Consider the following 21,061-nt stretch of genomic DNA (forward strand, 5'->3'; position numbering starts at 1 on the left):
GTCACCCAGGGAGGATTCACCATGTCACTGTCACTGCGCCTGCTCGCCATCAGCGCCGCCTTCGCCTTTGCCGGCACCGCCTTCGCAGCCAGCCCGGCGACCCCGGCGGCATCCACCAAGCCGCACACTGCCCAGCAGCAGCGGATGATCGACTGCAACCACCAGGCCACCGGCAAGAAGGGCGCCGAGCGCAAGGCGTTCATGAGCTCCTGCCTGAAAGGCCATGCCTCGGCGCCCGCGGCGGCGTCGACCGACACGGCCCAGCACGCGAAGATGAAGAGCTGCAACGCGGACGCCAAGACCAAGGCGCTCAAGGGTGCCGAGCGCAAGGCGTTCATGAGCTCCTGCCTGAAGGGCGGAGCGGCCGCCACGCCCTGACGCATCGCGGTGCTGTCCATGCCGGCGTGCGTGGACAGCACCGCTTCGCTAAGCTCCCGGACTGTCGCGCCCGGCGCCGCCACCAGACCGTCCACCGATGAAGATCGTCGAAGTCCGCCACCCGCTGATCCAGCACAAACTGGGCCTGATGCGCCGCGCCGGCATCAGCACCAAGGAGTTTCGCGAACTGGCTTCCGAAGTCGCCGCCCTGCTCACCTACGAGGCCACCAAGGATCTGGAGACGGTCGAGGAGGAGATCGAGGGTTGGGCCGGACCGCTGCACGTGCATCGGATCAAGGGCCGCAAGATCACCATCGTGCCGATCCTGCGCGCCGGCCTGGGCATGCTGCCCGGCGTGCTCGACATGATTCCGGCGGCCAAGGTCAGCGTGGTCGGCCTGCAACGCGACGAGCACACGCTCAAGCCCGTCACCTACTACGAGAAACTCACCGACCGCATGGACGAGCGCATCGCGCTGATCGTCGACCCCATGCTGGCCACCGCCGGCACCCTGGTCGCCACCGTGGACATGCTCAAGGCGGCCGGCTGCAAGCGCATCAAGGGGCTGTTCCTGGTCGCCGCGCCGGAAGGGCTCGAACGCATCACCGCGACCCATCCCGATATCGAGATCTACACCGCCTCCATCGACCAGCGGCTCAACGAGAACGGCTACATCCTGCCCGGCCTGGGCGACGCCGGCGACAAGATCTTCGGCACCAAGCAGCTGCCCGCCGGCTGAGCGCCAGATCGCCGCGGAAGCGGCGTGCGCGGTTTCACGGCACGGTCACAAGGCGCCACTAAACTCGGCGCGTTCCGGCTGACCGGACGTCATCGGGGGAGAAACCATGTTCGCAAAGCTCGCGCAACGCGGCCTGTGGCTGCTGCTGGCCGGCATCGCCTCGACGTTCGCCGCACAGGCTGCCGACGTCAGCATCGACCAGTTCCGGGTTCGCGGCCCCGCCGGCGGCAACGACGAGTTCGTCGAACTGTTCAACGCCGGCCCTGCGGCGATTGACTTGTCCGCGTACAAGTTCAACGCCTCCAACGCCAGCGGCACGATCGGCACGCGGCTTACCTTCCCCGCCGGCACGCAACTGGCGTCGGGCTGCCACCTGCTGCTGACCAACAGCGCCAGCGGCGGCTACTCCGGCAGCGTGCCGGGCGATCTCACCTACGCCACCGGCGTTACCGACACCGGCGGCCTGGCCCTGCTCGACGCCGACGGCAACATCGTCGACCAAGTGGGCCTCAGCACCGGTTCGGCCTACAAGGCGGGCACGCCGCTGGCCTCGCTGGGCAGCAGCAACATCGACCAAGGCTACCAGCGGCGGCAGACCGCGGCTGGCCTGCCACAGAACTCCGGCGACAACAGCGCCGATTTCGTCACCGTGAGCCCGACCCAGCCGCACAACAGCGCCAGCACCTGCGTGGCCATGGGCCCGTCGCTGTCGATTGCCGACGCCAGCATCAGCGTGCACGGCGCCAGCGACGTGGCGATGCCGTTCACCATCACCATGAATGAACCGGCGCCGAGCGGCGGCACCAGCGTGCACGTGGCCACCGCCAACGGCAGCGCCACCGCGGGCGTGGAGTACGAAGCGCTCGACACTACCCTCACCATCGCCGCGGGCGAGACCCAGGCCAGCTTCAACGTGGTCGTGCATGGGCGCTCCACGCCGGCCGACGACAAGGACTTCAGCGTCACGCTGAGCGATCCCGGCGACGGCGTGGCGCTGGGCGACGCCACCGCCATCGGCACCATCCACTACGACATCCCGGTGCAGGCGGAGATCTGGCAGATCAACGGCAGCGGGCAGCGGGCGGCCCTGCTCGGCAAGTCGGTGCTGACCTACGGCAACGTGGTCACCGCAGTGGGCCCGCTGGGCTTCACCATGCAGACGCCCGACGCGCGCGCCGACGCCAGCCCGCTGACGTCCAATGGCGTGTATGTGTTCACCAACGCCGCACCGACGGTAAGCGTGGGCGAGGCGGTGGACGTCGCGGCGGTGGTGGACGACTACTACGGCCTCACCGAGTTGAAGAACCCGACGATAAGCGTGGTCGGCCGCCACGTGCGCCTGCCGCGCGCCGTCGTGTTCGACCGGCGCACGCCCTCGCCCGATCCGGACCAGCTCTCCTGCGGCACCACCAATTTCCAGTGCTTCATGAGCATGCGTGTGCGCATCGATCACGGCATGATCAACACCGGCAACAAGCGTTTCAGCAGCGAACCGTATGCGGAGGTCAGCATCACCGCCAATGGCCGGCGCTCGCTGCGCCAGCCCGGCGTGGTGTTCGGCGTGCCGGTGCCTGCGGGCGTGGACCTGCCCAACTGGAGCGGCAACCCGGAAGTGTTCAAGATGAACACTGCCGACTTCGGTGCGGTGCCGCTGAACACGCCGTTCAACGCCGGCAGCACGTTCCGGGCCGAGGGCGTGATCTCCTACGACTTCGGCGCCTACACCTTCATCCCGACGCAGTTCCGGCTGGCGTACGCCGCGCCGATACCACGGCCGGTCTCGCCCACCCCGCTGCTGGCGCTGCGCATCGGCGCGTTCAACATGGAGCGCTTCTGCGACAGCGTGTTCGACACCACCTACACCTGCAGCGGCGGGAGCAAGGAGCCCACGCCGGACGCCGTCGCGCTGAAGACCCGCCGCCTGTCCAGCTATGTCGGCAGCGTGCTGCAGCTGCCCGACGTGCTGTCGGTGGAGGAAGTGGAAACCCGGCCGCTGCTGCAGGGCCTGGCTACGCAGATTCTTGCCGACTATGGCGTGGCGTACGACGCTTACCTGCTGCCCGGCCACGATCCCAGCGGCATCAACGTCGGATTCCTGGTGCGCCGCGACCACGTGCAGGTGCTCTCGGTGCAGCAACTCGCCGCCGGCGAAACCTGGGACGACGACGGCCACACCGCCTTCATCCACGACCACCCGCCGCTGCTGCTCACCGCGCAGGCAGGCCGCACGCGTTTCCACGTGATTGCCGTGCACATGAAGGCGCGCTCGAACGTCGACGACAATACCGCCGCCGCGGAGCGTGATCGGGAAAAGCGTTTCCTGCAGGCAAAATCGCTGGCCAGCCAGGTGCAGGCGCTGCAGCAGGCCGATCCGCGCATGCCGCTGCTGGTGGTGGGCGACTTCAATGCCTACCAGTTCACCGATGGCTGGACCGACGTGGTGAACCTGGTGGCCGGCCGCTACGACGACAACCAGAACCTGCTCAAGCTCGGCCACAATATCGTGCAGCCGGCGCTGTGGAACGCGGTGAACACGGTGCCACCCGACGATCGCTACTCGTTCCTGTACACGCAGAACTTCGGCGAGATCCAGGGTTACACCAGGGCCGGCAGCGGCAACCCCGGGCGCACCGTGCCGACCTTCCAGGTGCTGGACCACGCCCTGCTCAACGTGCCGGCACGGCTGCGCTTCCTGCGCATGCAGTTCGGCCGTGCCGACCTCGACGCGCCGGCGCAGACCGTCGACGACGCCGCCAATGCCAGCGACTGGACGCGGGCGATCGGCGTCTCGGACCATGACGGCTTCGTGGTGGACCTGTTCGTGCCGCTGATCCACCGGCGGCTGCACTGAACACACCCGCGAAGGCCGCCGACCGGCGGCCTTCGCACGTTGACCGGGCTCAGCGACCGAAGCGGTCGGTGGCTTCCAGCAACTGGTGCAGGATGCCCGGCTCGAACGCCGAATGGCCGGCGTCCTGCACGATGTGCAGGTCGGCTTCGGGCCAGGCACGGTGCAGATCCCATGCGCTGCGCAATGGGCACACCACGTCGTAGCGGCCCTGCACGATCACGGCCGGAATATGGCGGATGCGATCCACGTTGCGCAGCAACTGATCGTCGTGTTCGAAGAAGCCGCCGTTGACGAAGTAATGGCATTCGATGCGGGCAAAGGCCAGCGCGAAGTCGTCCGCGGCACTCGATTCGATGTGCGACTTGTCCTGCCACAGGAAGCTGGTGGCGCCTTCCCATACCGACCAGGCGCGCGCGGCCGCGCTGCGCACCGCCGCGTCGTCGCTGGTCAGGCGGCGGTGATAGGCGCTCATCAGGTCACCGCGTTCCACCTCGGGGATTGCAGCCAGATAGGTTTCCCATGCGTCCGGATACAGCGCGTCGCAACCCTTCTGGTAGAACCACTCCAGCTCTTCCCGGCGCAGCATGAAGATGCCGCGCAGCACCAGCTCGGTCACCTTGTCCGGATGGGTCTGCGCGTATGCCAGCGCCAGGGTCGAACCCCACGAACCGCCAAACACCTGCCAGCGGTCGATGCCAAGGTGCTCGCGCACGCGCTCGATGTCGCCGACCAGGTCCCAGGTGGTGTTGTCGGCGAGTTCTGCATGCGGGGTCGACTGGCCGCAGCCACGCTGGTCGAACAGCACGATGCGATAGACCGCCGGATCGAAGAAGCGCCGGCATTTCGGATTCGTGCCGCCGCCCGGGCCACCGTGCAGGAACACCACCGGCTTGCCGTGCGGATTGCCGCTCTGCTCGTAGTACAACGTGTGCAGCGGCGACACCGGCAACATGCCGCGGTCGAACGGCTCGATCTCGGGATACAGCGAACGCAGCGGCGACGACGGCATGACGGCTCCTTCGAATCCACAGACAAGCCGCCAAGGCTAGCACGGGCACGGTTTGCAGGCCCTCAATCGCCAGCAAACAGCTTGCCGGGATTGAGGATGCCGCGTGGGTCGAACACCTTGCGCACGCCGCGCATCAGGTCGATCTCCGCCGCGCTGCGGGTGCTGTCCAGATAGGCCCGCTTGACCAGGCCGATGCCGTGTTCCGCCGAGATGCTGCCGCCATGGCGCTGCAGGGTATCCGCCAGCAGATGGGTGACGTGTTCGCACTGCTCGATGAACGCGGCCTCGGCCAGGTCATCCGGCCGCAGCACGTTGATGTGAAGGTTGCCGTCGCCGATGTGACCGAACCAGACCACCTCGGCTTGCGGATACTCGCGCGCCAGCAACGCCTGCATGTCGTGCAGAAAGGCGGGAACCGCGCCGACCCGAACCGAGATGTCGTTCTTGTACGGCCGCCGCGGCGCCAGGCTCTCGGTGATGCCTTCGCGCAGGCGCCACAGCGCGGCTGCCTGCGCTTCGCTCTGCGCGATCACGCCGTCGCTGACCCAGCCCTGTTCCAGTGCCAGCTCGAATGCAGCCAACGCTGCTTCCTGCTGCCGCTCGTCCGCAGCATCGAACTCGGTGACCACGTAGTACGGATAATCGCCGTCGATGGCGCGCTGCGCGCCGTGTGCCAGCACGTGGCGCAAGGCGTGATCGGTGAAGAACTCGAACGCCTGCAGCACCAGCCGCGCGCGGAACAGCGCGAACACCTGCATCAGCGCGTCCATGTCCGGCAACGCCAGCAGCATCACCTGCGAGGGTAGCGGCGGATCGGTGAGCTTCAGCGTCGCCTCCACCACGATGCCCAGCGTGCCTTCCGAGCCGACCAGCAACTGGCGAAAATCGTAGCCGCTGGAGTTCTTCACCAGGCCGCGGTTGAGATCGAGCAGCTCCCCGTTGCCGGCCACCACCTTCAACCCGGCGATCCACTCGCGCGTGTTGCCGTAACGGATCACCCGGATGCCGCCGGCGTTGGTGGCGATGTTGCCGCCGATCGAACACGAGCCGCGCGCCGCGAAATCGACCGGATAGATCAGGCCATGCTGGCGTGCCGCGTCATGGACGTGCTGCAGGATCATCCCCGCCTGCACGGTGAGGGTGCGATCGACTGCATCGAAGCCGAGCACGCGCTGCATCCGCTCCAGGCTGAGCACCAGCTCGCCGTTCGCCGCCACCGCGCCGCCGGACAGGCCCGTACGCCCGCCCGATGGCACGATCGCCACCGCCTGCTCGTTGGCCCAGCGCACGATCGCCTGCACTTCTTCCACCGACGTCGGCAAGGCGATTGCCAGCGGCGCCGGCGTCCAGCGGCGGGTCCAGTCGCGACCGTAGTGTTCGAGGTCGGCCGCGGCCGTCAGCAGGCGCAGTTCGGGCAGGCGGCGGGACAGGTCGGCGAGGCGGTCATCGGACATGCGGCGGCTCCGGGGGCATCCACACAGACTGCCAGCCGCGCCGGAGCGCGTCCAGTGTTGCAGTGCGGCAATTCCTCGCCTACTCTGGACCGACCGCCGCCACCGGACACGCCACGAAGATGCAGACCTCCTATCCGCGCCAGGACATCAAGGTATTGCTGCTGGAGGGGGTCAGCGCCAGCGCGGTGGAGGTATTCCATCGGGCCGGCTACAGCCAGGTCGAGTTGCACGCCAAGTCGCTGCCCGAGGACGAACTCAAGGCGCGCATCGGCGAAGCCCACATCATCGGCATCCGTTCGCGCACGCAGCTCACCGCCGAAGTGCTGGCGCAGGCCAAGCGGCTGATCGCGGTGGGCTGCTTCTGCATCGGCACCAACCAGGTGAACCTGGGCGCCGCCCGCCTGGCCGGCGTGCCGGTGTTCAACGCGCCCTATTCCAACACCCGCAGCGTGGCCGAACTGGTGATTGCCGAGGCGATCATGCTGCTGCGCGGCATTCCGCAGAAGAACGCGCAATGCCACCGCGGCGGCTGGGCCAAGTCGGCCAGCGGCAGCTACGAGACGCGCGACAAGGTGCTCGGCATCGTCGGCTACGGCCACATCGGCACCCAGGTCGGCGTACTGGCCGAGAGCCTGGGCATGCGGGTGATCTTCCACGACATCGAGACCAAGCTGGCGCTGGGCAATGCCCGTGCGGTGTCCAGCCTGGACGAACTGCTGGAACGCTCGGACGTGGTCACCCTGCACGTGCCCGAGACCCCGGCCACGCAGCTGATGATCCGCGCCGAACAACTGGCGAAGATGCACGCCGGCGCCATGCTGATCAACGCCTCGCGCGGCAGCGTGGTCGACATCGAGGCGCTGGCCGTGGCACTGCGCGAGAAGCGGCTGGCCGGTGCGGCGATCGACGTGTTCCCGCTCGAGCCCAAAGGCAACGACGACGCCTTCGTCTCGCCGCTGGCGGGCATGGACAACGTGATCCTGACTCCGCACATCGGCGGCAGCACGCTGGAGGCGCAGGACAACATCGGCATCGAGGTGGCCAGCAAGCTGGTGCGCTACAGCGACAACGGCTCCACCCTGTCGGCGGTGAACTTCCCCGAGGTCACCCTGCCCGAACACCCGCACAGCCGCCGCCTGCTGCACATCCACCGCAACGTGCCCGGCACGCTGTCGCGCATCAACGAACTGTTCTCCGCCGGCAACCTCAACATCGACGCGCAGTTCCTGCAGACCGACAGCGAAGTCGGCTACGTGGTGATCGACGTCAGCGCCGACGAGGCCCAGGCGAATGCGTTGAAGGCGCAGATGGCGACGATTCCGGGGACGCTGCGCGCCCGGGTGCTGTATTAGGCCGGGGATAGGGAAAGGGCATCGGGAATCGGAAGAGCTGGCGATGCGGCGGCACCGCTTCTTCGATTTCCCATTTCCGCACATGAAAAAAGCGCCCGATGGGCGCTTTTTTCATGTGCGAAATCACTTGGTCGGGGCGGCCGGATTCGAACCGACGACCCTCTGCCCCCCAGGCAGATGCGCTACCAGGCTGCGCTACGCCCCGACGAAACGGCGATTCTAGCAGCTTGTGGTGCGCTGCCGGAAGCGTGATGTCGCTCAGCGGCGCAGCAACGTCAGCACTTCCTCCAGCTCCATCCGCACCTGGCGCACGATCTGGTGCGACATGCTCGATTCCAGCCGTGCCTGCGGGCCTTCAAGGCGCGCGCGCGCACCGGTGATGGTGAAACCCTCGTCGTACAGCAGCGAACGGATCTGACGGATCATCAGCACGTCGTGACGCTGGTAGTAGCGGCGGTTGCCGCGGCGCTTGACCGGGTTGAGGGCCGGAAACTCCTGCTCCCAGTAACGCAGCACGTGGGGCTTCACACCGCACAGCTCGCCCACTTCACCGATGGTGAAGTAGCGCTTGGCCGGGATGGCCGGCAGTTCGGTGTTATTCCCTTGATCCAGCATAGCTTTCGACTCTCACCTTGAGTTTCTGCCCCGGTCGGAAGGTCACCACCCGCCGCGCGGAGATCGGGATCTCCTCGCCGGTCTTGGGGTTGCGCCCCGGCCGCTGGTTTTTCATGCGCAGGTCGAAATTGCCGAACCCGGACAGCTTCACCTGCTCGCCGTTCTCCAGCGCACCACGCACCACCTCGAAGTAGGCATCCACGAATTCCTTGGCCTCACGCTTGTTGAGGCCCACGTCGAGGAAAAGCCGCTCGGCCATTTCCGCCTTGGTCAGCGCCATCTCATCCTCGCAGTTTCCCCTGGCATGTCTGCTCCAACGCGTTCACCGCTTCGCGTACCCAGTGATCCGCGTCGTCGTCTGTAAGGGTGCGTGAAGCGTCCTGCAAAATCAAGCCCATAGCGAGACTCTTTCGGCCTGCTTCGACGCCTTTGCCGCTGTAGCGGTCGAACAGCCGCAGCTCCCGCAACCGCGCGCCCAGCGTGCCGCGAACGGTGTGCTCGATCCGTGACCAGCTGACGCTTTCCGGCAAATCCATCGCGATATCGCGGCGCACCGCAGGAAATCGCGGGATCGCGGTCGCCCGGGGCAGGCGGCGGGCCAGCAGCGGCTCCAGCGCCACCTCCAGCACATGCACGTCGGGGCCAAGATCGAGCTCCCGCGCCAGCCGGGGGTGCAGGGCGCCGAGATAGCCGACCGTCTCGCCGTCGCGCGCGACCCGGGCGCCGCGGCCCGGATGCAGCCAGGACGGCAGCTCATCGGCATGGATCGACCAGCGCTCCGGCTCGCCGCCCCAGGCGATCAGCGTATCCAGGTCGCCCCTGAGATCGTGGAAATCGAGCAGGCGCGACGGCTCGCCCCATTGCTCGGCGCGCGCGTTGCCGCTGGCCACGACGGCCAGGCTGGGGGTTTCCACCGGTGGTTCGCCGGCCTGCGGATGCGTCAGGCCGTGGATGCCCGGCTCCTCGCACCCGGCCGCGCCTTGCCGGAACACCCGCGCCACTTCGAACAGGCGCACGCGACCCTGCTGGCGTGCGCGGTTGTGCCGCAACGCCTCGACCAGGCCCGGCAGCAGCGAGGGGCGCATCACCGCCAGGTCAGCCGACAGCGGATTGGCCAGCGGCACCAGTTGTTCGTTGAAGCCCCAGCGGGAGAGCAACTCGGCCGCCACGAACGACAGGTTGACGGCTTCGTGGTAACCCCGTGCCGCCAATTGCTCGCGCAGCGCCAGCTCGTTGATGCGCGCTTCGGGCTCGATCGCCAGCACCAGCGCGCCGGACGGCGAATGGGTGGGAATCTTGTCGTAGCCGAAGATGCGCGCGACCTCCTCGATCAGGTCTTCCTCGCGCTCGATGTCGAAGCGGCTGCTCGGCGCGGTGACCCGCCAGCCATCGCCGATCGTTTCCACCCGCATGCCCAGCGCGGTGAAGATGCGTGTCACCTCGGCGTCGGCCACGTCCACCCCGAGCACGCGTTTCAGGCGTGCGCGGCGCAAGGTCACCGGCATCGGCTGCGGCAGGTCGGCGGCGTTCTCGGCCACCAGCACCGGGCCGGCCTGCCCGCCGGCGATCGCCAGCAGCAGTTCGCTGGCGCGCTCCAGCGCGCGACGCGGCAAGCCCGGATCGACGCCGCGTTCGAAGCGGTGCGAGGCGTCGGTGTGCAAGCCCAGCTTGCGCGCGCGGCCCATGATCGCGGCCGGGGCGAAGTGCGCGGACTCCAGGAACACGTTGCGCGTGGCGTCGGTGACGCGCGAGTCGTGACCGCCCATCACGCCGGCCACCGCCAGCGCTTTCTTCTCATCGGCGATCAGCACGAAGCCGTCATCCAGCTTTGCTTCGCTGCCATCGAGCAGCTTCAGTGTCTCGCCGGCGCGCGCATGGCGCACCACGATGTCGCCGTCCAGCGTGTCGTTGTCGAACGCGTGCAGCGGCTGGCCCAGTTCCAGCATCACGTAATTGGTGACGTCGACCACCGCGTTGATCGGGCGAAGGCCGGCTCGGCGCAGGCGCTCGGCCAGCCACAACGGCGTTTTTGCCGCCAGGTCGATGCCTTCGATGATGCGCCCGAGATAGCGCGGCGCATCCTTGCCCGCCTCCAGGCGGATGCCGCGGCGCGCTTCGCTGCTCACGGGCACCGCCGCCTGCGCGACGGTCTTCACGTGACTGCCGAACAGCGCAGCCACGTCATGCGCCAGGCCGAGCAGGCCGAGGCAATCGGGGCGATTCGGGGTGAGCTTCAGTTCGAAGCTGGCATCGGGCAGGCCGAGGTAGGCAACCAGCGGCTGGCCCACCGGCGCATCCAGCGGCAGTTCCAGCAGGCCGGAGGCATCGGCATCGATGCCCAATTCCTTCGCCGAGCAAAGCATGCCGAACGACTCGACGCCGCGCAGCTTGGCCGCCTTGATCGAAATATCGCCGGGCAACTGCGCACCAACGCTGGCCAGCGGCACCTTGATGCCCACCCGCGCGTTCGGCGCACCGCAGACGATCTGCAGCGGCTCGCCCTGCCCTGCATCGACCTTGCACACCTGCAGCCGGTCGGCCTGCGGATGCTTTTCGGCTGCGACGATCTCGGCCACCACCACGCCGGCCAGGCCCTCGCCCAGTGGCGTGAGCTCTTCCACCTCCAGCCCGGCCATGGTCAGCGCATGCGCCAATGCCGCACGGTCAGCCTTGACCTCGACCAGTTCACGCAACCAGTTTTCGGAAAATTTCATGGTTTGGATCCGGGAATGGGGAATCGGGAATCGGGAATGGGAAAGGCAAAAAACACGGCACCGAGGCCGCCTCTACGATTCCCTGCTCTCCATTCCCGATTCCCGTTCATGCAAACTGCCTGAGAAACCGCAGATCGTTCTCGAAGAACGCACGCAGGTCGGAGACGCCGTAGCGCAGCATGGCGAAGCGCTCCACGCCGAGGCCGAAGGCGAAGCCGGTGTAGCGCTCCGGATCGATGCCGCAGTTCTTCAGCACGTTCGGATGCACCATGCCGCAGCCGAGCACCTCCAGCCAGCGGCTCTGGCCATCCTCGGTCTCCCAGCGGATGTCGACCTCGGCCGAAGGCTCGGTAAAGGGGAAATAGCTGGGGCGGAAACGCATCTCGAAGTCGCGTTCGAAGAACGCGCGGATGAACTCGGCCAGGGTGCCCTTGAGGTCGGCGAAACTGGAAGTCTCGTCAACCAGCAGGCCTTCGATCTGATGGAACATCGGCGAGTGAGTCTGGTCCGAATCGCTGCGGTAGACCTTGCCCGGCGCGATGATGCGGATCGGCGGCTGGCGACCGGCCATCGTGCGGATCTGCACCGGCGAGGTATGCGTGCGCAGCAGACGGCCGTCGCCGAAGTAGAAGGTGTCGTGCATCGCGCGCGCCGGATGGTGCGGCGGGAAGTTCAACGCCTCGAAGTTGTGCCAGTCGTCCTCGATCTCGGGGCCGTCGGCGCGCTGATAGCCGAGCCGCGCGAAAATCGACGCGATGCGTTCCAGCGCGCGGGTGATCGGGTGAATGCCGCCGCGCTCGCCATCGCGGCCGGGCAGCGAAATGTCGATCGCCTCGGAGGCAAGCCGATGGTCGAGCTCGGCCTGTTCCAGCACGGCCTTGCGTGTCGCCAGTGCGTCGACGAGGCGCTCCTTGACACGGTTCACTTCGGCACCGCGCGCCTTGCGCTGCTCGGGCGCCAGGGTGCCCAGGGTCTTCAGCGCGGCGGTCACGATGCCGCTCTTGCCCAGCAGGCCCACGCGCAGGGACTCCAGCGTATCCAGCGTCTCGGCCTGTTCGATGCCAGCCAGCGCCTGCGCGGCCTGGCGTTCCAGATCATCCATAGGTGCGGTCCCGGTTCGGACGTGCAAAAACGAAAACGGGGAGGAGGCGTGTGGCCTCCTCCCCGCTTGATTCACATTCTATCGTCGCAAGCGACGATCAAGCAGCCAGGGCGGCCTTCGCCTTGTCAGCGATGGCCCCAAACGCCTTGATGTCGTGCACGGCGATATCAGCCAGGACCTTGCGGTCGACGGTGATGCCGGCCTTGCTCAGCCCATTGATCAGACGGCTGTAGGACAGCCCGAACATGCGCGCGGCAGCGTTGATGCGCACGATCCACAGTGCACGGAACTGGCGCTTGCGCTGCTTGCGGCCGATATAGGCGTACTGACCAGCCTTGATGACGGCCTGGTTGGCGACGCGGAAGACCTTGCGGCGGGCGTTGTAGTAGCCCTTGGCGCGGCCGATGATGGTCTTGTGACGACGACGAGCGGTGACGCCACGCTTTACACGAGCCATGGTCTATCTCCTCACAAGTACGGCAGCATGCGAGCCACGCCCGGCGCATCACACGCCTTGAGGTGGTTCGGGGCACGGAGACCACGCTTCAGCTTGGTCGACTTCTTGGTCAGGATGTGCGACTTGTATGCGTGGCCGCACTTGATCTTGCCGGATGCGGTCTTGCGAAAACGCTTCGCAGCCGCCCGGTTGGTCTTGATCTTGGGCATGGAATGCTCCTTGAGTGGGAATGATCCCGTTTCTGACTGATCTGGCGGCAACCGCGGGTTGCTCTTTCCGTCCTGCCATGACCGGTGCACGACCCTTCCGGCGGGTCGAACCCGTAATCATACGGGTTCAAAAGGTCAAACGCCAGCACGAAGTGCCGACGCGTGCCTCCTCTCCCCTCGGGAGAGGATTGGGGAGAGGGTACGGGGCTTGCCCGCTACCCAATTGAGGGCGGCCGCTCCGGGAGACACGGCAAAAGGAGCATTGCCCGCGAGCGAACTCCCGCAAACGCGAACAGCCTATTTCTTCTTGGGCCCGATCATCATGACCATCTGGCGCCCTTCGAGCCGGGGGTACGACTCGACCTGGCCGTTGTCGCCGACGTCTTCCTGGATCTTGCGGGCCAGGTTCTGGCCGAGATCCTGGTGCGACATCTCGCGGCCGCGGAAGCGGATGGTGACCTTGACCTTGTCGCCCTCTTCCAGGAAGCGAAGCATGTTGCGCAGCTTGATCTGGTAGTCGCCCACGTCCGTGACCGGACGGAACTTCACTTCCTTGATCTCGACCTGCTTCTGCTTCTTCTTGGCGGCCTGGGCTTTCTTCTGGGCTTCGAACTTGAACTTGCCGTAATCCATGATGCGGCATACGGGCGGATCGCCATTGGGCTGGATCTCGACCAGATCCATGCCGGCTTCCTGCGCCAGCGCCAGCGCTTCGTCACGGGTCAGGATGCCGAGTTGCTCGGAATCTGCGCCAATGACACGCACCCGCGGCACGCGGATTTCCAGGTTGCGACGATTGCCCTTGTTGTCGGTGGTTGCGATACCACGATCCTCCAGAAGAAGTGATGAAACAGACCGTTCGGCGTTCAACGCCGGGTTTCGGTCTCCAGTCGCCCGATGAAATCGGCCAGCGGCATGCTGCCCAGATCCTCGCCGGAACGGGTACGGACAGAAACCGCGCCCGTCTCTTTCTCGCGGTCGCCGACCACGAGCAGATAAGGCACTTTCTGCATCGTATGTTCGCGGATTTTATAGCCGACTTTCTCGTTGCGCAAATCCGATTGTACCCGGAAACCTTTGTCGACAAGGGCTTGCGTGACCTCGCGAACGTAACCGGCCTGCGCATCGGTAATGCTGAACACCATCGCCTGGACCGGCGCCAGCCAGGTCGGCAGCAGGCCGGCATGGTGCTCGATCAGGATGCCGATGAAACGCTCCATGGACCCCACGATGGCCCGGTGCAGCATCACCGGATGCTGCTTCTGGGAGTGCTCGTCCACGTATTCGGCGCCCAGCCGCTCGGGCATCATGAAATCCACCTGCATGGTGCCGACCTGCCAGTCGCGGCCGATCGAATCGCGCATGTGGTACTCGATCTTGGGGCCGTAGAAGGCGCCCTCGCCCGGCAGCTCGGTCCAGGTTACCCCGGCAGCCGCCAAGGCACCCCGCAGCGCAGCCTCGGCCCGATCCCATACCTCGTCGTCGCCGATGCGCTGGTCCGGGCGCAGCGCCAGAGCCACCTCGATCTTGTCGAAACCGAAATCGGCGTAGACCTGCATCGCCTGCCGGTGAAAGGCGGTGACCTCCGGCTCGATCTGCCCGGGCGTGCAGAAGATGTGGCCGTCGTCCTGGGTGAACGCGCGCACGCGCATGATGCCGTGCAGCGCGCCGGACGGCTCGTTGCGATGGCAGCCGCCGAACTCGCCATAGCGCAGCGGCAGGTCGCGGTAGCTGCGCAGGCCCTCATTGAAGATCTGCACGTGGCCAGGGCAGTTCATCGGGCGCAGCGCGAAGGTGTGCTTCTCCGACTCGGTGAAGAACATGTTCTCCTTGTAATTGTCCCAGTGCCCCGACTTTTTCCACAACGACACGTCCAGCACCATCGGGCAACGCACCTCCTGGTAACCGCTGCTGCGGTACACGCCGCGCATGTACTGCTCGACCTGCTGCCAGATCGCCCAGCCGTTCGGGTGCCAGAACACCATGCCGGGGCTCTCTTCCTGCTGGTGGAACAGGTCCAGCTGCTTGCCGATCTTGCGATGGTCGCGCTTCTCGGCCTCTTCCAGCTGGAACAGGTAGGCCTTCAGGTCCTTGTCGTTGAGCCAGGCGGTACCGTAGATGCGGCTGAGCATCGCGTTGCTCGAGTCGCCGCGCCAGTACGCGCCAGCCACCTTCATCAGCTTGAACGAATGCAGCTTGCCGGTGTTCGGCACGTGCGGCCCCCGGCACAGGTCGGTGAATTCGCCCTGCGAATACAGCGACAGATCCTGGTCGGCCGGGATGCCCTCGATGATCTCGGCCTTGTAGTTCTCGCCCAGGCCGCGGAAGAACGCCACCGCCTCGTCGCGTGATTTCACGCTGCGCGTGACCGGCAATTGCTCGGCCACGATCTTGTGCATCTCCGCCTCGATCTTCGGCAGATCCTCGGGCGTGAACGGGCGTTCGTAGGCGAAGTCGTAGTAGAAGCCGTTGTCGATCACCGGGCCGATGGTGACCTGCGCGCCGGGAAACAGCCGCTGCACGGCCTGGCCCATCAGGTGCGCGGTGGAGTGGCGCAGGATCTCCAGCGCCTCCGGGCTCTTCTCGGTGACGATCTGCAGGCTGGCATCGTGTTCGATCGGGAAGCTGGCGTCGACCAGCTTGCCGTCGACCTTGCCGGCCAGCGTGGCCTTGGCCAGGCCGGCGCCGATCGAAGCGGCCACGTCCTGCACGGTGACGGGGTGTTCGAACGGCTTCTTGCTGCCGTCGGGGAGCGTAATCTCGATCATCGCGAAAGCTTCTCTTGAAAAGCAAAAAAGGGCGTGACGCCCTTTCTTTGACAAACGAAGGCGTGGTGGCGGTCAGTCGTGGCAGCACGTAGTCGTCATGTCGCACACTCGGCCGGCGCAAGCGCGGGCCACCTTGGTCTCGTGGATGGTGCCGAAATCCTAGTCTAGCCCAGATCGTGCGCGTCGCGGAGAGCCTCAGAACGGCTTGGCCAGCACCAGCCAGATCACGCCCAGCAGCAACAGCACCGGCAGCTCGTTGAGCCAGCGCAACGTGCGCGCCGAGGGCAACGCAAGGCCCTTTGCGCTGCGCTTGAGCAATCGCCCAGCCCAGGTGAAGTAGACCAGCAACAACGCGACGAGGGTCAGTTTGGCGTCGATCCAGTGCGTGCCGGAGGCCACGTTCGGCAGGCTCTGCGGGAATACCCGCCAACCCTGCCACAGCACCAGGCCGAACAGGAACGCGATGCCGAACATGTTGTGGCCGAACTTGTACAGCCGACGCCCCATCAGCTGCAGCCGCGCCTGCACCGCCGGCTCGTTCGCCGCTTCGGCCATGTTCACCAGGATGCGCGGCAGGTAGAACACCGTGGCCATCCAGGCGATCACGAACAGCAGGTGCAACGATTTGATCAACAGATAGGTCATGACGAATGGGCGTGGCCGCTGCCTCGCGCAGCGGCGGGCATGATAGCGCGAGCCGCCCGCTTCACTCGCGCGCGGGACCGATCCGCGCCAGCAACGCCTGCAGCAGGCGCTGCTGGTGCTGCGCATCGAGCGGCGCGTTGGCGCGGTCGGTCAGCAGGAAGAAGTCCTCCACCCGCTCGCCGAAGGTGGCGATGCGTGCGTCGTGCACGCGTACGTCCTCGCTCAGCATCACCTGCGCCACCGCCGCCAGCAGACCGGGCCGGTCGGTCCCCGCCAATGCCAACTGGGTGCGGCCGCCGGCGGCGTGGAAGCTGATCTTCGGCGTCACCTGGAAATGCTTCTGATGGCGCGACATGCTGCGCTTGCTCGGCTGCACGCCCACCGCTTGCGCGAGTGCGCGCTGCAGGCGCTGCTGCAACTCTTCGGCACGCGCGGGACTGGCCGGTTGCTGGCTGTCGGCTTCGAGCAACAGGAAGGTATCCAGCGCCATGCCGGTGGGCGAGCTGAGGATGCGCGACTCCATCACCGAAAAGCGCAGCCGATCCAGCATCGCCGTCACGGTGGCGAACAGGCCGTCCCGATCGGGCGTGTAGACGAACAGCTCGGTGCTGCCGCGTACCGACAACGGTTCCACCGCGACCAGCGGCACCGCACCCTGCGCGCGCAGGATCGCCGCGGTCTGCCACGCGATCTGCTCGGGCCGATGGCGCAGGAAGCTGAGTTGCGGAAAATCCCCCCAGACCTGCCGCACCCGGGCTTCGTCGAAGCCATCCTCCTGCAGCCGCGCCAGCGCCTGCGCGCTGCATTTGCGCACGCGCACGCCGGCGTCGCGCGGCAACTCGACGTCGCTGCGCAGGGCATGGCGGGTGCTGGTGCAGAGATCGGCCAGCAGGCGATCCTTCCAGCTGTTCCACAGGCGCGGGCTGGTGCCGGTGATGTCGGCAATGGTCAGCAGGTAGAGCTGGCCGAGCTGCTCCCGCTCGCCCACCGTCTCGGCGAAGCGGTGCACCACCTCGGGATCGGTGATGTCCTGGCGTTGCGCCGTGGTGCTCATCAGCAGGTGATGGCGCACCAGCCAGGCGACCCGTTCGACGTCGCCGGAGGGGAGCCCCAGGCGCGTGCAGAAATCCCGCGCATCCTGTTCGCCCAGCACCGAATGGTCGCCGCCGCGACCCTTGGCGATGTCGTGGAACAACGCCGCCAGCAGCAGCACCTCGGGCTTGGGCAGCATGGCCCAGATCTCGCAGCCAAGCGGGAACTCGCCCCGTGCCGCCGGCTCGGCGAAGCGCGCCATGTTGCGCAACACGCGCAAGGTGTGTTCGTCGACCGTGTAGACATGGAACAGGTCGTACTGCATGCGCCCGAACACCTTGCCGAACGCCGGCAGGATCGCCGCCAACAGGCCGTGCCGGTTCATCCGCCACAACGCCTCCACCGCCGGCGCACCTCGCCGCAACAGGCGCAGGAACGCGGCCAGCACCTCCTCGTCCCGGGCCAGCGCCGCGCCATGGGCGTCGGTCGCCTGATGGATGCGGCGCATGGTGTCGGCACTGAAGCCCAGCACGCCGGACTGCTCCAGCCGGGCGATGAAAATCTCCACCAGCGCCGCGGGCCGGCGCATGAACAATTCCGGATCGCGCGCGGCCAGGCGCGCGCCGTAGCGCACGAAATCGTCGCCCACCGGCTGCTCCGCCGCGGGAGGCTCCAGCATCTCCTCGAAGCGCTCGGCCACCTGCACGCCTAGCCGCTCGACCTGGCTGGCTGCGCGGTAGTAGCCCTGCATGAACTGTTCGACGCCGAGGTTCTTCTCGTGCTCGTCCTGGAATCCCAGGCGTGCGGCCAGCGCCTGCTGATAGTCGAACAGCAGCCGCTCCTCGGCCCGTCCCGCTTCCAGATGCAGGGCATAGCGGTAACGGCGCAGCGTCGATTCGGCTTGTTCCAGCTGGGCTTGCTCGGCCGGATCGAGCAGCCCCTCGGCGACCATCCCCGACAACCCGTCCGCGTGCGCCAGGCGTCGCCCCATCCAGCGCAGCGAGTCGAGCGTACGCAGGCCGCCGGGCCCGTCCTTGAGGTTCGGTTCGAGGTTGTAGGCAGTGTCGTCGTAACGGGCGTGCCGCGCGTTGCGCTCGGCCAGCCGGGCGGCGAGGTACTCGCGCGGCGGCCACAACGCCGGGTCGTCAACGATGCCCCGCAGTTGCGCATCGAAGGCCGGATCGCCGGTCAGCCGTCGCGCGTCGAGCAGGCTGGTGAATACGCTGGCGTCCTGCGCGGCCAGCGCCCGGCATTGCGCTGGTTCGCGCACGGCGTGGCCCACTTTCAGGCCGATGTCCCACAAGGTAGCGAAGAACTGCTCCAGTGCCCGCAGGCGCGCAGGCTCGGGTGCCGCCGCCAGCGCCAGCAGGTCCACATCCGAGTACGGAAACAGCAGGCCGCGGCCAAAGCCGCCAATCGCGAACAGCGCCGCGCCGGCTACCTCACCGAGGCAGGCTGCCCACACATGCGCAACCACCCGCGCCACCGACTCGCCGCGCCGCCGCGCCAACGCACTGGCATCCATGCCGTCGCGAAACGCCGTAGCCAACCCGCGATCCACATCCTCCAGCAACTGCCGCAACGCCCGCCGCGCCTCGGCCGAAACGCCGGAGCGCGGCACTGCCACGGGCAGGCGCGGCAAGGGAGGGAGCGCTGAATTCATTGGAGCGAGAAGTGAGTGGAGAGGAGTGCGGAATGAGAGAAGGCAGTCTGCCATGTCTGCATGGCATCCGGCGCCGGCGCCGCGCGTCCGGCTCTCTTTTCTCACTCCTCCCCACTCACTCCTGCTTCACGCATCCGGCCAGGGCGTGAGGATCTCGAAGCCGTCGTCGGTCACCGCCAGGGTGTGTTCCCACTGGGCGGACAGCGAATGGTCCTTGGTCACCACGGTCCAGCCGTCGGGCATCTGGCGCGTCTGCGGCTTGCCGGCGTTGATCATCGGCTCGATGGTGAAGGTCATGCCCTTCTTCAACTCGACGCCGGTGCCGGGCTTGCCGTAATGCAGCACCTGCGGCTCGTCGTGATAGACCTTGCCGATGCCGTGGCCGCAGTACTCCTTGACCACGCTGAAACCGGCCGCCTCGGCATGCTGCTGGATGGCGTGGCCGATATCCCCAAGCGTGGCGCCGGGACGCACCGCCTCGATGCCGCGCATCATCGCCTCGAAAGTCGTATCCACCAGCCGTTTGGCCAGCACCGACGGGGTGCCGGCGACGTACATGCGACTGGTGTCGCCGTGCCAGCCGTCCTTGATCACGGTGACGTCGAGGTTGACGATGTCGCCGTCCTTGAGCACCTTGCCCTCGCTCGGGATGCCGTGGCAGATCACGTGGTTGACCGAGGTGCACAGGGTCTTGGGGAAGCCGTGATAGCCGACGTTGGCGGGAATCGCCTTCTGCACGTTGACGATGTGCTCGTAGGCGCGGCGGTCCAACTCCTCGGTGGTGACGCCGGGCTTGACGTAGTCCTTGAGCATGGCCAGCACTTCGGCAGCCAGCTTGCCGGCGACGCGCATGCCTTCAAGGTCTTCGGGAGATTTCAGGGTAATGGCCATGGATTCCACTCATGTGGCGACAGAACTCCTTGAAATCCAGAGACTTGCCGCACCGCCGGCGTACCGGCTACAATTTCGGAGTTTTGCAGGGCTGATGCCTCCCGAGCGGGAGTCGATCCACGCAAAGCGAGCCGGGATTGTAACGCCCAGCGGTACAACACCCAAACCAACGCCACACACGCATCGGCACCGCCTTCGGGGTGCCGCGCCTCGCCCACCGTCAAAATCGGGCCAGTCGCGGTCGAAGCCGGGGATGCGTGGAGGTCCCAACCCCCAGGTTCCTTCTCGAGGGAACCGACAATCGGAGCGACACCCATGGCACAAGTCACCATGCGTCAGATGCTGGAAGCCGGCGTCCATTTCGGTCATCAGACCCGTTACTGGAATCCCAAGATGGCCCCGTACATCTTCGGTGCCCGCGGCAAGATCCACATCATCAATCTCGAAAAGACCCTGCCGCTGTTCACCGACGCGATGAATTTCCTGTCGGGCCTGGCGCAGAAGCGCGGCACCATCCTGTTCGTCGGCACCAAGCGTTCGGCCCGCGAGCCGTTGGCCGAAGAGGCTGCCCGCGCCGGCATGCCGTTCGTCACCTCGCGCTGGCTCGGCGGCATGCTGACCAACTTCCGCACCGTGAAGCAGTCCGTTTCGCGCCTGAAGGAGCTGGAAGCAGCCGAGACCGACGGCAGCTTCGACAAGCTGGTCAAGCACGAAGTGCTGGCCCGTCGCCGCGAGCGCGACAAGCTGCAGGCCTCGCTGGGCGGCATCAAGGACATGAACCGCCTGCCCGACGCGCTGTTCGTGATCGACATCGGCCACGAAGACATCGCCGTGCAGGAAGCCAAGAAGCTCGGCATCCCGGTGATCGCCGTGGTCGACACCAACTACAACCCGGAGCTGGTCGACTACGCCATCCCGGGCAACGACGACGCGATCCGCGCGATCCAGCTGTATGCCCGCGCCGCCGCCGACTCGATCCTCGAAGGCAAGGCCGCCGCGCCGGCCGCCGCCCAGGGCGACGGCAACGACTTCGTCGAGCTGGACGAGGAAGGCAACCCGGTGGCCAAGGTCGATCGCCCGCGCCGCGAGGCTGCCCCGCGCAAGTCCGCGCCGCGCCGCGACGGCGGTCGCGACGGCGGCCGTGGCCCGCGCAACGAAGGCGCGCCCGCCAAGTAAGCGCCG

Annotated in this window: 18 protein-coding genes and 1 tRNA gene; 5 read left to right on the forward strand and 14 right to left on the reverse strand. The window is 66.7% G+C overall.

All coding sequences use genetic code 11. The features are described 5' to 3' along the window. Nucleotides 1–21: 21 nt before the first annotated feature. From ACFCQI_RS02020 to ACFCQI_RS02030, 3 genes are all read left to right on the forward strand, one after another. Nucleotides 22–378, forward strand: a complete 357-nt coding sequence (locus tag ACFCQI_RS02020) for a PsiF family protein (RefSeq protein ID WP_395119714.1) — start codon at nucleotides 22–24, stop codon at nucleotides 376–378. A 97-nt stretch (nucleotides 379–475) separates the two neighbouring features. Then, nucleotides 476–1,117: a uracil phosphoribosyltransferase gene (gene upp / locus ACFCQI_RS02025; RefSeq protein ID WP_395119715.1), complete on the forward strand. Its 642-nt coding sequence runs from the start codon at nucleotides 476–478 to the stop codon at nucleotides 1,115–1,117. A 106-nt stretch (nucleotides 1,118–1,223) separates the two neighbouring features. Next, a complete protein-coding gene (locus ACFCQI_RS02030; protein WP_395119716.1) occupies nucleotides 1,224–3,968 on the forward strand; it encodes a lamin tail domain-containing protein in 2,745 nt (914 codons plus the stop codon). 49 nt (nucleotides 3,969–4,017) lie between these two features. Here the strand turns inward: ACFCQI_RS02030 and pip are convergent, their stop codons facing one another. Then, nucleotides 4,018–4,977 carry a prolyl aminopeptidase gene (gene pip, locus ACFCQI_RS02035; protein ID WP_395119717.1) on the reverse strand — a complete coding sequence of 320 codons (960 nt, stop codon included), beginning with the start codon at nucleotides 4,975–4,977 and terminating at the stop codon, nucleotides 4,018–4,020. Nucleotides 4,978–5,039: 62 nt separating this feature from the next. Beyond that, nucleotides 5,040–6,431, reverse strand: a complete 1,392-nt coding sequence (locus tag ACFCQI_RS02040; RefSeq protein WP_395119718.1) for an FAD-binding oxidoreductase — start codon at nucleotides 6,429–6,431, stop codon at nucleotides 5,040–5,042. A gap of 119 nt (nucleotides 6,432–6,550) precedes the next feature. Between ACFCQI_RS02040 and serA the strand changes: the two genes are divergently transcribed. Next, a complete protein-coding gene (gene serA, locus ACFCQI_RS02045) occupies nucleotides 6,551–7,783 on the forward strand; it encodes a phosphoglycerate dehydrogenase (RefSeq protein WP_395119719.1) in 1,233 nt (410 codons plus the stop codon). Between the two features lie 128 nt (nucleotides 7,784–7,911). Here serA and ACFCQI_RS02050 read toward each other — a convergent pair. The 12 genes from ACFCQI_RS02050 to map form a co-directional block, all read right to left on the reverse strand. Further along, nucleotides 7,912–7,988: transfer RNA gene (locus ACFCQI_RS02050), tRNA-Pro, on the reverse strand. 53 nt (nucleotides 7,989–8,041) lie between these two features. Next, entirely contained in the window at nucleotides 8,042–8,398 is a 357-nt protein-coding gene (locus ACFCQI_RS02055; protein WP_077513841.1) for a MerR family transcriptional regulator, read from the reverse strand. Further along, a complete protein-coding gene (ihfA, locus tag ACFCQI_RS02060) occupies nucleotides 8,379–8,678 on the reverse strand; it encodes an integration host factor subunit alpha (RefSeq protein WP_395119720.1) in 300 nt (99 codons plus the stop codon). Before ihfA ends, ACFCQI_RS02055 begins: the two co-directional genes overlap by 20 nt. A gap of 1 nt (nucleotide 8,679) precedes the next feature. Beyond that, entirely contained in the window at nucleotides 8,680–11,112 is a 2,433-nt protein-coding gene (pheT, locus tag ACFCQI_RS02065) for a phenylalanine--tRNA ligase subunit beta (protein WP_395119721.1), read from the reverse strand. 106 nt (nucleotides 11,113–11,218) lie between these two features. Continuing rightward, nucleotides 11,219–12,214 (reverse strand): phenylalanine--tRNA ligase subunit alpha, encoded by a 996-nt coding sequence (pheS, locus tag ACFCQI_RS02070; protein WP_395119722.1) that lies wholly within the window; start codon nucleotides 12,212–12,214, stop codon nucleotides 11,219–11,221. A 97-nt stretch (nucleotides 12,215–12,311) separates the two neighbouring features. Next, a complete protein-coding gene (rplT, locus tag ACFCQI_RS02075) occupies nucleotides 12,312–12,671 on the reverse strand; it encodes a 50S ribosomal protein L20 (RefSeq protein ID WP_136257363.1) in 360 nt (119 codons plus the stop codon). Between the two features lie 11 nt (nucleotides 12,672–12,682). Continuing rightward, entirely contained in the window at nucleotides 12,683–12,880 is a 198-nt protein-coding gene (rpmI, locus tag ACFCQI_RS02080; protein ID WP_395119723.1) for a 50S ribosomal protein L35, read from the reverse strand. A gap of 297 nt (nucleotides 12,881–13,177) precedes the next feature. Then, nucleotides 13,178–13,702, reverse strand: coding sequence for a translation initiation factor IF-3 (gene infC, locus ACFCQI_RS02085; RefSeq protein ID WP_395121221.1), 525 nt, complete (start codon nucleotides 13,700–13,702; stop codon nucleotides 13,178–13,180). Between the two features lie 44 nt (nucleotides 13,703–13,746). After that, nucleotides 13,747–15,648, reverse strand: a complete 1,902-nt coding sequence (gene thrS / locus ACFCQI_RS02090; protein ID WP_395119724.1) for a threonine--tRNA ligase — start codon at nucleotides 15,646–15,648, stop codon at nucleotides 13,747–13,749. 195 nt (nucleotides 15,649–15,843) lie between these two features. Next, complete coding sequence (locus ACFCQI_RS02095; RefSeq protein ID WP_395119725.1) at nucleotides 15,844–16,293, reverse strand: CopD family protein; 450 nt, start codon at nucleotides 16,291–16,293, stop codon at nucleotides 15,844–15,846. A gap of 61 nt (nucleotides 16,294–16,354) precedes the next feature. Then, complete coding sequence (glnD, locus tag ACFCQI_RS02100; protein WP_395119726.1) at nucleotides 16,355–18,988, reverse strand: [protein-PII] uridylyltransferase; 2,634 nt, start codon at nucleotides 18,986–18,988, stop codon at nucleotides 16,355–16,357. A gap of 126 nt (nucleotides 18,989–19,114) precedes the next feature. Next, the gene (map, locus tag ACFCQI_RS02105) at nucleotides 19,115–19,879 is read right to left on the reverse strand and encodes a type I methionyl aminopeptidase (RefSeq protein WP_395119727.1); all 765 of its coding nucleotides are present in this window, start codon (nucleotides 19,877–19,879) and stop codon (nucleotides 19,115–19,117) included. 315 nt (nucleotides 19,880–20,194) lie between these two features. Here map and rpsB point away from each other — a divergent pair, with 315 nt between their 5' ends. Continuing rightward, nucleotides 20,195–21,055 (forward strand): 30S ribosomal protein S2, encoded by an 861-nt coding sequence (gene rpsB / locus ACFCQI_RS02110; RefSeq protein ID WP_395119728.1) that lies wholly within the window; start codon nucleotides 20,195–20,197, stop codon nucleotides 21,053–21,055. Nucleotides 21,056–21,061: the final 6 nt, after the last annotated feature.

Origin of the sequence: Rhodanobacter sp. FW102-FHT14D06 (assembly GCF_043950705.1) — a bacterium.
GTDB lineage: Bacteria > Pseudomonadota > Gammaproteobacteria > Xanthomonadales > Rhodanobacteraceae > Rhodanobacter.

Excerpts from the sequence above, each read along its gene's own strand:
- ACFCQI_RS02020 (WP_395119714.1), top strand. The coding sequence starts at position 22 with ATGTCACTGTCACTGCGCCTGCTCGCCATCAGCGCCGCCTTCGCCTTT.
- upp (WP_395119715.1), top strand. The coding sequence starts at position 476 with ATGAAGATCGTCGAAGTCCGCCACCCGCTGATCCAGCACAAACTGGGC.
- ACFCQI_RS02030 (WP_395119716.1), top strand. The coding sequence starts at position 1,224 with ATGTTCGCAAAGCTCGCGCAACGCGGCCTGTGGCTGCTGCTGGCCGGC.
- pip (WP_395119717.1), bottom strand. The coding sequence starts at position 4,977 with ATGCCGTCGTCGCCGCTGCGTTCGCTGTATCCCGAGATCGAGCCGTTC.
- ACFCQI_RS02040 (WP_395119718.1), bottom strand. The coding sequence starts at position 6,431 with ATGTCCGATGACCGCCTCGCCGACCTGTCCCGCCGCCTGCCCGAACTG.
- serA (WP_395119719.1), top strand. The coding sequence starts at position 6,551 with ATGCAGACCTCCTATCCGCGCCAGGACATCAAGGTATTGCTGCTGGAG.
- ACFCQI_RS02055 (WP_077513841.1), bottom strand. The coding sequence starts at position 8,398 with ATGCTGGATCAAGGGAATAACACCGAACTGCCGGCCATCCCGGCCAAG.
- ihfA (WP_395119720.1), bottom strand. The coding sequence starts at position 8,678 with ATGGCGCTGACCAAGGCGGAAATGGCCGAGCGGCTTTTCCTCGACGTG.
- pheT (WP_395119721.1), bottom strand. The coding sequence starts at position 11,112 with ATGAAATTTTCCGAAAACTGGTTGCGTGAACTGGTCGAGGTCAAGGCT.
- pheS (WP_395119722.1), bottom strand. The coding sequence starts at position 12,214 with ATGGATGATCTGGAACGCCAGGCCGCGCAGGCGCTGGCTGGCATCGAA.
- rplT (WP_136257363.1), bottom strand. The coding sequence starts at position 12,671 with ATGGCTCGTGTAAAGCGTGGCGTCACCGCTCGTCGTCGTCACAAGACC.
- rpmI (WP_395119723.1), bottom strand. The coding sequence starts at position 12,880 with ATGCCCAAGATCAAGACCAACCGGGCGGCTGCGAAGCGTTTTCGCAAG.
- thrS (WP_395119724.1), bottom strand. The coding sequence starts at position 15,648 with ATGATCGAGATTACGCTCCCCGACGGCAGCAAGAAGCCGTTCGAACAC.
- ACFCQI_RS02095 (WP_395119725.1), bottom strand. The coding sequence starts at position 16,293 with ATGACCTATCTGTTGATCAAATCGTTGCACCTGCTGTTCGTGATCGCC.
- glnD (WP_395119726.1), bottom strand. The coding sequence starts at position 18,988 with ATGAATTCAGCGCTCCCTCCCTTGCCGCGCCTGCCCGTGGCAGTGCCG.
- map (WP_395119727.1), bottom strand. The coding sequence starts at position 19,879 with ATGGCCATTACCCTGAAATCTCCCGAAGACCTTGAAGGCATGCGCGTC.
- rpsB (WP_395119728.1), top strand. The coding sequence starts at position 20,195 with ATGGCACAAGTCACCATGCGTCAGATGCTGGAAGCCGGCGTCCATTTC.